Raw genomic sequence first — 12,205 nt, 5'->3', positions numbered from 1 at the left:
TCAAAACAAAACCCAGAACAAACCATGGCTAAGAAAAAAAATCAACCAAAAAAAAATCTATTGATGCAGATTGGAGTTGTAATTCTTCTTATTGCATTTGTAGCATATTTTATTTTATCTAATGTGTTGGTTAAAAATGAAACATCAAATAAGGATTTGGACAAAGCAGTGGGATCTAAAACAGCATTCTCATTCTTAAAGGAAGGTGAATTGTTATTCACTAATTCCAAAGGTGATAATATCACAAAAGTTGATATTGAAATTGCCGACGACGATGAACAGCGCGCAACCGGTTTGATGTACCGGGATAAAATGGATGAGAACCAGGGGATGCTTTTCTTATTCGATTCGGAAGTTCAGCAAGCTTTCTGGATGAAAAATACAATCCTTCCTCTAGATATCATTTACGTAAACGCCAAAATGGAAATTGTCTCGATTCAAAAGAATGCGGAACCATTTTCTGAAAAATCTTTACCATCAATAAAACCGGCTCAGTATGTTGTTGAAGTTAACGCAGGCTACTGTGAGAGACACGGTATTAAAGATGGAGATAAGATTGCCTGGAGAAAGGAATAGTTTGCGTGAAAAGTGAAACGGAAAACGTGAAAAAGATATAATAATGTGTAGGATCGAGGTTACCTCGACCCTACAAAGTGATTATTTTTTCTTTCGAACAATCTTCTTTACTAATTTCTTGCCAACTTTTTTAATCGGAGTTTTCTTTACAGCTTTTTTAACAATCTTCTTCGCTAATAATTTTTTACTATTCACAATCTTCTTCACAACCGCTTTAGCAGTTTTCTTCTTAACTGCCGGTTTGACTTTTTTCACAACGACTTTCTTGGGTGTAGTTTTCTTCGAAACAATTTTTACTTCTTTTCTTGTTTCCTTCTTTACTTTTTTGTTCACAACTTTTTTCTTCTTGACTGCTGACCGCTGAAAGCTGCTGGCAATTAAATTCAGCGCACTTCCTGCTTTGAACCATGCGATTTGACCGGCGTTGAATGAATGGTTAAGTAATATTACTTCTTGAAAACCATCATTGTGCTTGATGATCATAGTAAGTTGCTTCTCAGGTGCAAATTCATTTAAGTCAACAATACTAAGTTTATCACCTTCCTGAATCCTATCATAATCAGAGGGATTTGTAAACGTTAATGGAAGCATACCTTGTTTCTTCAAGTTAGTTTCGTGAATACGTGCAAAACTTTTGGTTATGATAGCCTTGCCGCCGAGGAAGCGTGGTTCCATTGCGGCATGTTCACGTGATGAACCTTCGCCGTAATTTTCATCGCCAACAACAATCCAACCGATGTCTTGAGCTTTATAATCGCGCGCTACTTCATGTACTTGTTTGTACTCGCCGGTAAATTGGTTTTTGGCTTCTCCCGGATTCCCAGTGTAAGCATTGATAGCGCCAAGGAACATATTCTTAGAAATATTATCAAGATGACCGCGGTATTTTAACCATGCACCAGCAGGAGAAATATGATCCGTTGTACATTTGCCTTTGGCTTTCAGCAGGAGAGGAAGATCAATAAAATCCTTTCCGTCCCACGGTTTGAATGGTTCCAAGAATTGTAAACGGCTGCTTTCAGAATTTATCTTCACTTCAGTTTTGAATCCGTTAGGTGTTGGTGCGAGAAATCCTTTTGTGTCTCTCTCAAATCCTCTGCTTGGAAGTTCATCGCCGAATGGTGAATCAAGTTTTACCTGTTCACCGTTTTCATTTACCAAATAATCTGTTTCCGGATTGAATGAAAGGCTTCCTGAAATAGCAAGCGCCGTCACCAATTCCGGACTTGCAACAAAAGAAAGAGTATCCGGATTGTTATCGTTTCTCTTTGCAAAATTTCTATTGAATGAATTAACAATTGTATTTCTATCGCCGGTTTTAATATCCATTCTTTTCCACATTCCAATACATGGACCGCATGCGTTGGCTAATACTTGCCCTCCGAACTCTGTAAGCGTTTGCAGTTGACCATCGCGTTCAATGGTTGCTCGAACTTGTTCGGAACCGGGAGTAATTTTGAATTCAGATTTTGCTTTTAATCCTTTTGAAAGAGCTTGACGCGCGATGTTGGCTGAGCGGTCAATATCTTCGTAACTGGAATTTGTACAGCTACCAATTAATGCAACACTGATTTTATCCGGATAATTATTTTCTATAACTGCTTCTTTCATTTTTGAAATTGGATGAGCAAGATCCGGTGTGAATGGACCGTTGATATGCATTTCAAGTTCGCTGAGATTTATTTCAATCAGTTCATCAAAATATTTTTCCGGTTCAGCATAAACTTCATTATCGGCTCTTAAAAGATCAGCATTTTTTCTTGCAAGATTTGCAACGTCTGCACGGTCTGTTTTTTCTAAATAAGCCGCCATTTTTTCATCGAACGCAAATAAGGATGTAGTCGCGCCGATTTCTGCGCCCATATTGCAAATTGTTGCTTTGCCGGTACAAGAAATTGAATTTGCCCCTTCACCAAAATATTCAACGATGGCTCCGGTTCCGCCTTTAACTGTTAAGATGCCAGCAACTTTCAAAATTACATCTTTAGGAGAAACCCATCCGGAAAGTTTACCGGTTAATTTTATACCTATAAGTTTCGGCCATTTCAATTCCCACGGCATACCTGCCATAACATCTACAACATCCGCTCCGCCGACTCCGATTGCTATCATACCAAGTCCGCCGGCATTGGGTGTATGAGAATCCGAACCGATCATCATCCCGCCGGGGAATGCGTAGTTTTCTAAAATCACTTGATGAATTATTCCGGCACCGGGCTTCCAGAATCCAACTCCATATTTTTGACAGATGCTTTCAAGAAAATCATAAACTTCACGGTTCTCATCAATTGCACGTGCAAGATCTTCCTCAGAACCGCTTTGAGCAACAATCAAGTGATCGGCATGAGCGGTTGCCGGAACAGCTGCAGATTTTCTACCTGCATGCATAAATTGAAGCAGCGCCATTTGGGCAGTTGCATCTTGCATCGCTACACGATCTGGTGCAAAATCCGCAAAATCTTTTCCGCGTTGTAGCGGTTCTGTTGCATTCTCCCAAAGGTGTGCATATAGAATTTTTTCTGCGTAAGTCATTGGTCTTCCAACAACTTTTCGCGCTTGTTTAATTTTATCATTAAATCCAGCATAAACTTTTTTGATCATATCAATATTTGCGGTCATTTTAAATCCTTTTGTTTTTAATAATCATTGCAAAGATAAAAAAAATTCAGATTGGATATAAAATATGAAGGCAGTTAATCAAAAAAACAGATATAATAAAGCAGAATTTTGATTACTGAATTGCAAAAATACAAAAGGTCGACGGGACATAGACCCTACATTTGAATTATATCTGTAAAAAAAATAAATTTAAAATAACATTATGACTTGCAATGTTAGCACGCAAAAGAACACGTCTCAGAGAATTCGATTACTCTTCGCCTAACTACTATTTTATTACAATCTGTACTAATGATAAAAAACCACTTTTTGGCTCTGTGAATAATGAAGCTGTTCATTTAAATGGAAATGGTAAAATTGTTGAGAAAAGTTGGACAGCTATTCCAGATCATTTTTTGAACGTTGAGATAGATAAATCTATAATTATGCCAAACCATTTTCATGGAATATTGATTATCAATGGTGTCGTAGGGTTGAGGTTTCCTCAACCCGATATTAAAACGAAGAAATTTTCGTTAAGCCAAATTGTTGCTTATTTCAAATATGAATCAACAAAAAGAATAAATGAAAATAATAAAACTGCTACCCGTAATATTTGGCAAAGATCGTTTTACGATAGAATAATTAGGAATGAAAAGGAGCTGTATAATATCCGTAATTATATTCAGTACAATGCACTTAAATGGAATTCCGACTTTGATGATGAGAATCTTGAATTATAAGATTATTTTTTTCGAAAGAATGAAGATCAGTACACCTAACATTAGGCATTCAAATCTAGGGTCGACGGGACGTCGACCCTACATGTTTGAAATCATACTAAGTGCAATTCTTTGCTTCGGAATATCAATAGAGAGTACCGTTACATCAATTATGTCTCCAACTTTTAACAACTCTAGCGGATTCTTGACATATTTATTCGCGATCTGAGAAATATGAAGAAGTCCATCTTGTTTAACACCGATATCTATAAATGCACCGAAATCAACCACGTTTCTAACTGTTCCTTTCAATTTCATTCCTTCCTCAAGATCTTCCATTTTCAAAACATCGCTTCTTAGAATTGGTTTTGGCATCTCCTCGCGCGGATCTCGTCCCGGTTTTTTTAGATTATCAAGTATGTCTATTAATGTAGGTTCTCCAATTCCGATTTGTTCAGCAATTTTTTGTGTTCCTTTATTTTTCACAAACAACTCCACAAGATTTCCTTTTTCGTTTATGTGAGTTGTCGAAAGTTCACACAGTTTTAAAAGTTTTGTTGTTGCATCATAAGATTCAGGATGAATGAATGTATTATCAAGCGGATTTTCTCCGTTTGGAATTTTTAAGAATCCGGCACATTGCTCAAACGCTTTTTCTCCCATGCCGGTTACTTTCATAAATTGATCGCGGTTTGTGAATCTCCCTATCTTATCACGGTGCTTAATTAAATTGGTTGCGATCCGTTTGTTCAGTCCGGAGACATGATTTAACAATGATACAGAAGCAGTATTGACATCAACACCAACATAATTAACGCAGCTAACCACTACATCATCCAATTTTTTTAAAAGTAATTTTTGATCGACATCGTGCTGATAAAGTCCTACGCCAATTGATTTAGGATCAATCTTCACAAGTTCGGCAAGAGGATCGAGCACACGCCGTGCGATTGAAATATTTCCTCTTTGACTTGCTTCCAATTCCGGAAACTCTTCTTTTGCTAGCGGACTTGCAGAATAAACAGAAGCACCGGCTTCGTTCACAATTAAATAATGACAATCAAGTTTGTTCTCTTTTATCAGATCGGCAATTAATAATTCTGTTTCTCTGCTTGCAGTTCCATTTCCAATTGCAATGAGATTAACCCCGTATCTTTCTATCAAATCAAGAAGAATTTTTTTTGCATCTGCAGATCTGTTTTGCGGAGGATGGGGATAAATAGTTGTCCCTTCAATATATTTTCCAGTTGTATCAATAACAGCAAGTTTTGAACCGGAATAAAATCCGGGATCAATTCCTAATATGTTCTTGCTGTTAATCGGCGGCTGAAGAAGCAATTGACGGAGATTCGCTGCAAAAATTTCAATTGCATGTAAATCTGCCTCTTCACTTAATTGATTTCGCACATCCCTTTCGATGGAAGGATAGATTAAACGTGAGAATGAATCTTCAACTACTTCGTTTAATATTTCATCGAATACGGATTTGTCATATGAAAAATACTTATCAAAAATCGTATTTAGAATTCCCGGCTTATCATAGCTCAAAGTCACCTTTAGAAAAAATTCCTTTTCGCCGCGGTTAATGGCAAGCAATTGATAAGGTTTGATTTTGTTTAACTGGCAAGCAAAATTATGGTAGACTTCATAAACATCTTTTTTGTTAGCGCGTAGTTCTTCTTTTTTAGGATCTGCTTTTGAAGAAACAATTGATGCATCATCGAACAAGAATTCGCGTGCGGATTGCCGGACCTCGGCAGTTTCGCTAATCATTTCGGCAATTATATCCTTTGCTCCCTGCAGAGCTTCTTCAATTGTATTAACGCCTAAATCCGGATTTATATATTGAGCGAGCACTTCATCAAAATCATTTTTGAAGTTTGGATTTTCGAGAATGAATAATGCGAGTGGTTCAAGACCTTTGGCTTTCGCAATTGTACCGCGAGTTTTCCGTTTCGGTTTGTAAGGAAGATAAAGATCCTCTACTTCCTGAAGTTTAACTGCCGCCAAAATTTTATCTCGCAATTCATCAGTCAGTTTTCCTTGCTCTTCAATGCTTTTAAGAACTACCAACTTTCGTTCTTCGAGTATTGTCAAATAACTAAGGCGGTCTTCAATTTGGCGCAAATAATCTTCATCTAAACCGCCGGTATGCTCTTTACGGTATCTGGCAATGAAAGGAACTGTCGCGCCTTCACCAAATAGATTTATTACAGAGGTTACTTGTTTTTCCTGTACGTTTAGTTCTTTAGCAATGAATAAAGGAATGTTCATTTATTATCCGATTTTTTTTGAAGTGCAAATCACTTGTAAAGAAAGGTAAAATTCTTTTAAAAAAGTGAAGTCGTGCTTAATGCAACCTAAGTTTTATTCAGTAAAATATTTTTATTTGTATAATTCTAATTCCACCAACTCACAAACTATATGCGCAACGGTAATATGCCCCTCCTGAATGCGTTGTGTATTTGATGACGGAATCACAACCGGAAGATCAACAATCTCTTTCATCTTTCCTCCTGTCCCTCCGAGGAATCCAATAACAAACATTTTTTTCTCGTGTGCTTTATTTACTGCTTTAATAATATTCTGTGAATTACCGCTTGTTGATATTGCAATCAAAACATCTCCTTCGTTACCAAGACCTTCAACATTACGGGCAAAAACATTTTCGAAACCGATATCATTTCCACCAGCGGTAAGGTTTGATGAATCGGTTGTTAATGCGATAGCCGGTAATGCCGGTCGTTGCACATTGTGGCTTAATCGTATCATAAATTCGGCAGCGATATGCTGGCTATCTGCTGCACTGCCGCCGTTACCGCATAACAATATTTTTTTTCCATTCCTAAAAGCATCAACTAAACTTTGAACCGCAACCAAAATTTCCGCTTTGCAAGCTGATTCCATTTTTAGTTTAACTTCGCTGCTTTCCTTAAGCGAATCGGCAATGAATTTTTCTTTATCCAAATTTTCCTCTTTCGAATTGCAAATCAAAAATAGCAAAGTTTAATATCATTCTCTCAAAATTTGCACCTACAAAATCAAATTTAACTTAGGACACTTAGCATTCACCACGAAAGTTGTTCTAGATCAATTACAATATTTATAAAATGTCGGCAAATTTAGATTGTTCCTAAAATCTACATTCACTAAGTTTGCCCTAAACTTTCCACAAAAACAAAAGAGCTGCGGATGAAAAGAACAACACTATTTTGGCTTATTGCAATTGTAGTAACATTAATTTCTGCATTTTATCAACGTGTAACTGGCCCTACATTTCCTCTGTCTGGCAAAGTAATTCTCGATAGAAAAGAAATTGCATGCACACTTGAAAGGAGTCACAGTTCAAGTTCCAATTATCTTATCGAGATTATTACAAACGACAGCTCAATTCATGGAAAATTATATTTTAGAAAGTTCAATACTCAAAATGAATTTTCGGAAGTTAACATGACCGGCGGGGAAATATTGAAAGCAGAGCTTCCGGCACAAAAAAGATTAGAAAAGCTTGAATATTACATAATGTTATTTAAGGATCAGTCCTCAGTCAAGATGCCTGCGGGTGAAAACATAATTATCCGTTTCAAAGATGATGTCCCTTTGGTGGTTTTAATTCCACATATTTTCGCGATGTTTTTTGCTATGATGTTATCCACTAGAACGGGTCTCGAATTATTCAATAAAGAACCGCGGTATGAAAAACTCGGACTTTGGACTGTAATTGTTTTATTCATCGGTGGATTTGCACTCGGGTTTGCAATGAATGGATTAGCGTTCGGAGATATATGGGGCGGCTGGCCGTTTGGTCATGATGTTACTGATAATAAAACTCAGATTGCATTTATAATATGGCTCTTTGCCTTTTACATGATAAAGAAGAATAAAAAACCTGGGTGGTGGGCAATGCTTGCTGCGTTAGTTATGATAGTTATTTATAGTATTCCGCATAGTTTGTAATGCAGAGTAAGAATAAGAAAAAGATCAAAAATGAGATCAAGAACATAATCAAGAGTAAGAATGACATCGAAACATTTTTTCAATCCTAAATTTTAGGAGATAATGAATGAGTTCAAACGAAAAACCAACCAATGGCGGATTACCGGTTAACGCCTACACAGAATTAAAACCCGGAGAAGAGTACGTTCCAATTATGTCGCCTCATATTGCTTTCCCCGAGGTAACACCTTATTCCGTAATCACCGGACTTGTAATGGCAGTAATTTTTTCAGCTGCCGCCGCATACTTAGGATTAAAAGTCGGTCAAGTTTTTGAAGCTGCAATTCCAATTGCGATTCTAGCAGTTGGATTAACTACTCTGCTTGGCAAGAAAGGCGGAATGGGTCAGAACGTAATTATTCAATCTATCGGCTCTTCATCCGGTGCAGTTGTAGCGGGTGCAATTTTTACTTTACCGGGAATTTATATTCTTGGTCTTCAGGCAACTTTCTTTCAGATGTTCTTTGCATCAATGCTCGGTGGATTTTTAGGAATACTCTTTCTTGTTCCATTTAGAAAATATTTTGTTTCTGAAATGCACGGCAAACTTCCATTTCCAGAAGGAACAGCAACAACAGAAATTTTAGTTGCCGGAGAAAAGGGTGGAAAGCAAGCTTTGATTCTTGTCGTAAGTGGACTTATCGGCGGTATCTACGATTTTTTAGTCGCAACATTTGGTACTTGGTCTGAAATATTTACTTCACGCGTAATAGGTGTAGGAGAAGTTCTCGCTGATAAATTCAAATTAGTATTCAGATTGAATACAAGTGCGGCTGTTGTTGGACTTGGTTATGTAATTGGTCTTAAGTATTCAACAATTATAGTCGCCGGATCATTTTTATCATATTTCGTGTTCGTTCCATTGATAGCTTACTTCGGTGCAGATCTAACAGTAACTGTTGGTTCCGGAGTAACAATGCTTATTAAAGATATGTCTGCCGAATTGATATTTAGAAATTATGTTCGGCACATTGGTATTGGTGCAATTGCTATGGCTGGATTTATTGGAATTGTGCGTTCCTCCGGTGTTATTCGGTCTGCATTCTCACTTGCCATTAAAGAAATATTTGGCGGAAAGAATTTAGAATCTGCAAATTTACGCACTCAACGTGATCTCTCGATGAAAATTATTGTTGTGGGTATCATTCTTACAGCAGTTGTGATCTTTCTATTTTTCATGTTTGGCGTAGTATTCAACTTAGTCCATGCTTTAGTTGGATTAGCAATTGTAATGATAATGTCTTTTCTATTCACTACTGTTGCTGCGAATGCTATTGCTATTACGGGTAACAATCCGGTTTCAGGTATGACTTTGATGACGTTAGTATTATCGTCAATCATCCTTGTTTCTGTTGGTCTTTCCGGACCAGCCGGAATGGTTTCCGCATTAATTATCGGCGGAGTAGTTTGTACCGCTTTATCTGTTGCGGGCTCATTTGTAACAGATTTGAAAATTGGTTACTGGTTAGGTTCGTCCCCATATAAACAGGAAAAATGGAAATTTGTCGGTGCTATTATTTCGGCTGCGACAGTTGTTTGGATTATTGCTCTCTTAGATAAAATTTATGGATTTGCTGGCGGCGGACTTGCGGCTCCCCAAGCAAATGCAATGGCTGCAATCATTCAACCTCTTCTGTCAAATCAACCGGCACCCTGGATGCTATATATTGCCGGTGCAGTTATTGCACTGCTTTTAGTGATGGTCAAAGTGCCGGTTCTAGCATTTGCATTAGGAATGTACTTACCTCAAGAAATAAATACTCCACTCATGGTCGGTGGATTAATTGCTCATTATGTATCAACTAGAAGTAAGGATGAAGGATTGAATAATGCTCGCCGTGAAAGGGGAACATTGATTGCATCCGGATTTATTGCCGGCGGTGCTTTGATGGGTGTTGTTAGTGTAATTATAAGGTCCACAGGCGCAAATTGGATTATGACCGAATGGTTTGAATCTAATTCTGCCGAAGTACTTTCGATTGTAATGTTTGCTCTTCTTTGTCTTTATACAATTTGGGATTCATTGCGCGCAAAGAAAGAAGACTAATTCTAATTTTAAAATGAACTTAGACGCCCCCGGTCCACCGGGGGTTTTTGTTTCTATTAAATATTTTAGGTGAAAAATTTTTGAATTACCGGAGATACTAAAATTACAAAGTTATTCCATAATTTTTATGCGGCTGATTTACTAATTTTAAGGAGAAATAATGAGACACATTTTCATTTTTTTAACAATCATTCTGGCGGTTATAATGGTATCAGAATCAACTTTTGCTCAGAATCTAGAACGTAAAGATGTTCCGGATAAATTTAAGTGGGATAATTCCATTCTCTATAAAAGTATTGATGAATGGCAGAAAGACCGCGAATCAATTGATAAACAAATTGATAGATTAAAAAATTATCAAGGGAAATTGGGTGAAAGTGCAGATACATTTTATTCTGCTCTTCGTTTATTTTTTGATATTTATAAAAGCTACTATAAACTTTCCGATTACTCCGCACGCGTTGCAGATGAAGATTTACGTATCAGTTCAAACCAATCTTTGAATCAGCAGGCAACAATACTCGGCACTAAACTCGGTGAAGTTTCCGCTTTTATGAATCCGGAGATTCTAAAAATCGAAGATGAAAAGATCAAAAAGTTTTTTGGCGAGAAAAAAGAATTAAATGAATTCAAATTTTTTGTTGATGATATTCTAAGGCTGAGAGAACATACATTAAACACGCGCGAAGAAGAAATTCTTGCAAGTGCAGGACTAATTACTTCAACTCCGGATGAAGTTTACGGAATCTTTGACAATGCGGAAAAACCTAATGCCAAAGTTAAACTATCGACTGGCGAAGAAGTTGAACTCAGTTCTTCTGCATACACCAAATATAGAACGGTTGAAAACCGGGCTGACCGTGAATTAGTAATGAAATCAACATTCGAGAATTATAAAAAATTTCAAAATACAATTGGGGCGAACCTAGCCGGTAAAATCCGGGCTGATTATTTCTACGCAAAAAATAGAAATTATAAAACGGTTCTTGAGAGTTCTCTTAACGGAAATAAAATCCCAGTTTCTGTCTACGAAAATCTTATCGATCAAATTCATAAAAATCTACCAACGTTGCACCGCTTTCTAAAATTGAAAACTAAAATGCTCGGTGTTGATAAACTTCATTATTACGACCTTTATACGCCGCTTGTAAAATCTGTTGATTTTAAATACACAATTGAAGAAGGACAAAAACTTTTGCTGGATGTTTTCAAACCAATGGGAAGTAAATATGTTGCGACTGTTAAGAAAGCATTTAACGAACGATGGATTGACTACATGCCAACAACCGGTAAAAGGAGCGGGGCATATTCTTCAGGTGCTCAGTACGATACTCATCCATATATATTAACCAACTGGACGGATGATTACGGCTCTGTTTCGACTCTTACTCATGAGCTGGGACATACAATGCATAGTTACTTCTCTAATAAACATCAGTCTTTTGTTGATGCTCAGTACGCCACATTCGTTGCGGAGATCGCTTCTACAATCAACGAGACTCTTCTTAACGATTATATGGTCAATAAAGTAAAGAACGATCAAGAAAAACTTTTCTTGCTCGGTTCATATCTCGATCTCCTACGTACGACAATATTCCGACAAACCTCTTTTGCAGAGTTCGAATTGGAAATGCATAAACGGATTGAAAATGGAAGTCCTCTTACCGGCGAGGAAATGAGTAAGATCTATTATGACATCGTTAAGAAATATTATGGCAATGATGAAGGCGCATGTGTGGTTGATGATTATGTGGCTTACGAATGGGCATATATTCCTCACTTTGTAAATTACACTTATTACGTTTATCAGTATTCAACTTCACTGATCTACGCTACGGCATTTGCTGAAAAAATATTAAATGAAGGACAGCCGGCAGTTGATAAGTTCTACAATATCTTAAATGGCGGTTCTTCAGATTATCCTATTGAGTTAATTAAGAAAGCAGGAATTGATCCTTTATCATCCGAAGCATTTGATTTAACAATGGCAAAGATGAATAAAGTTATGGATCAAATGGAAGAAATTTTGAAGAAGAAATAATTTCTTTATAAGATCTTGAAACGCCCCCGCATTTGGGGGCTTTTTATTTTCTATCTATTCAAGTTCAATTTTCTAAGTGCTAATCCGACTGCAGTTTCTACTGAATATCGCTCATCCAAATATTTTTCCGCAAAAAGCAAAAAATTCTTCTGGGATTTTCTTGGAACTAATACTCCGTAAAACGCACGGGCAATTTCTAATAGTTTGTACATATCAATTTCCTTT

Annotated in this window: 9 protein-coding genes; 5 read left to right on the top strand and 4 right to left on the bottom strand. The window is 37.0% G+C overall.

Features of this window, described 5'->3' with window-relative positions; all coding sequences use genetic code 11:
- Positions 1–24 precede the first annotated feature (24 nt).
- On the top strand, positions 25–576 hold the full coding sequence (locus tag NTX65_06780; GenBank protein ID MCX6169023.1) for a DUF192 domain-containing protein: 552 nt from the start codon (positions 25–27) through the stop codon (positions 574–576).
- Positions 577–657: 81 nt separating this feature from the next.
- On the opposite strand, the gene NTX65_06775 is transcribed toward NTX65_06780, so the two are convergent.
- Positions 658–3,195 carry an aconitate hydratase gene (locus NTX65_06775; protein MCX6169022.1) on the bottom strand — a complete coding sequence of 846 codons (2,538 nt, stop codon included), beginning with the start codon at positions 3,193–3,195 and terminating at the stop codon, positions 658–660.
- Positions 3,196–3,407: 212 nt separating this feature from the next.
- Between NTX65_06775 and NTX65_06770 the strand changes: the two genes are divergently transcribed.
- Positions 3,408–3,917, top strand: coding sequence for a hypothetical protein (locus NTX65_06770; protein ID MCX6169021.1), 510 nt, complete (start codon positions 3,408–3,410; stop codon positions 3,915–3,917).
- Between the two features lie 78 nt (positions 3,918–3,995).
- On the opposite strand, the gene NTX65_06765 is transcribed toward NTX65_06770, so the two are convergent.
- Both NTX65_06765 and NTX65_06760 read right to left on the bottom strand, forming a co-directional pair.
- Positions 3,996–6,170: a Tex family protein gene (locus NTX65_06765; protein ID MCX6169020.1), complete on the bottom strand. Its 2,175-nt coding sequence runs from the start codon at positions 6,168–6,170 to the stop codon at positions 3,996–3,998.
- Between the two features lie 111 nt (positions 6,171–6,281).
- The gene (locus tag NTX65_06760) at positions 6,282–6,863 is read right to left on the bottom strand and encodes a D-sedoheptulose 7-phosphate isomerase (GenBank protein MCX6169019.1); all 582 of its coding nucleotides are present in this window, start codon (positions 6,861–6,863) and stop codon (positions 6,282–6,284) included.
- 225 nt (positions 6,864–7,088) lie between these two features.
- Between NTX65_06760 and NTX65_06755 the strand changes: the two genes are divergently transcribed.
- The 3 genes from NTX65_06755 to pepF all read left to right on the top strand — a co-directional run bounded on the left by NTX65_06755 (position 7,089) and on the right by pepF (position 11,980).
- Positions 7,089–7,853, top strand: coding sequence for a hypothetical protein (locus NTX65_06755; GenBank protein ID MCX6169018.1), 765 nt, complete (start codon positions 7,089–7,091; stop codon positions 7,851–7,853).
- Positions 7,854–7,959: 106 nt separating this feature from the next.
- Positions 7,960–9,939: an oligopeptide transporter, OPT family gene (locus NTX65_06750; GenBank protein MCX6169017.1), complete on the top strand. Its 1,980-nt coding sequence runs from the start codon at positions 7,960–7,962 to the stop codon at positions 9,937–9,939.
- A gap of 160 nt (positions 9,940–10,099) precedes the next feature.
- Positions 10,100–11,980 carry an oligoendopeptidase F gene (gene pepF, locus NTX65_06745; protein ID MCX6169016.1) on the top strand — a complete coding sequence of 627 codons (1,881 nt, stop codon included), beginning with the start codon at positions 10,100–10,102 and terminating at the stop codon, positions 11,978–11,980.
- 50 nt (positions 11,981–12,030) lie between these two features.
- On the opposite strand, the gene NTX65_06740 is transcribed toward pepF, so the two are convergent.
- Positions 12,031–12,192 carry a hypothetical protein gene (locus NTX65_06740; GenBank protein ID MCX6169015.1) on the bottom strand — a complete coding sequence of 54 codons (162 nt, stop codon included), beginning with the start codon at positions 12,190–12,192 and terminating at the stop codon, positions 12,031–12,033.
- Positions 12,193–12,205 lie beyond the last annotated feature (13 nt).

It is taken from the genome of Ignavibacteriales bacterium, assembly GCA_026390795.1.
GTDB lineage: Bacteria > Bacteroidota > Ignavibacteria > Ignavibacteriales > Melioribacteraceae > Fen-1258.
Note: the sequence above shows the minus strand (reverse complement) of the source record. Positions and strands in the feature narration are given on the sequence as shown.

What these genes read in the sequence shown, in the direction of transcription:
- NTX65_06780 (MCX6169023.1), top strand. Translation starts at nt 25, where the DNA reads ATGGCTAAGAAAAAAAATCAACCAAAAAAAAATCTATTGATGCAGATT.
- NTX65_06775 (MCX6169022.1), bottom strand. Translation starts at nt 3,195, where the DNA reads ATGACCGCAAATATTGATATGATCAAAAAAGTTTATGCTGGATTTAAT.
- NTX65_06770 (MCX6169021.1), top strand. Translation starts at nt 3,408, where the DNA reads ATGTTAGCACGCAAAAGAACACGTCTCAGAGAATTCGATTACTCTTCG.
- NTX65_06765 (MCX6169020.1), bottom strand. Translation starts at nt 6,170, where the DNA reads ATGAACATTCCTTTATTCATTGCTAAAGAACTAAACGTACAGGAAAAA.
- NTX65_06755 (MCX6169018.1), top strand. Translation starts at nt 7,089, where the DNA reads ATGAAAAGAACAACACTATTTTGGCTTATTGCAATTGTAGTAACATTA.
- NTX65_06750 (MCX6169017.1), top strand. Translation starts at nt 7,960, where the DNA reads ATGAGTTCAAACGAAAAACCAACCAATGGCGGATTACCGGTTAACGCC.
- pepF (MCX6169016.1), top strand. Translation starts at nt 10,100, where the DNA reads ATGAGACACATTTTCATTTTTTTAACAATCATTCTGGCGGTTATAATG.
- NTX65_06740 (MCX6169015.1), bottom strand. Translation starts at nt 12,192, where the DNA reads ATGTACAAACTATTAGAAATTGCCCGTGCGTTTTACGGAGTATTAGTT.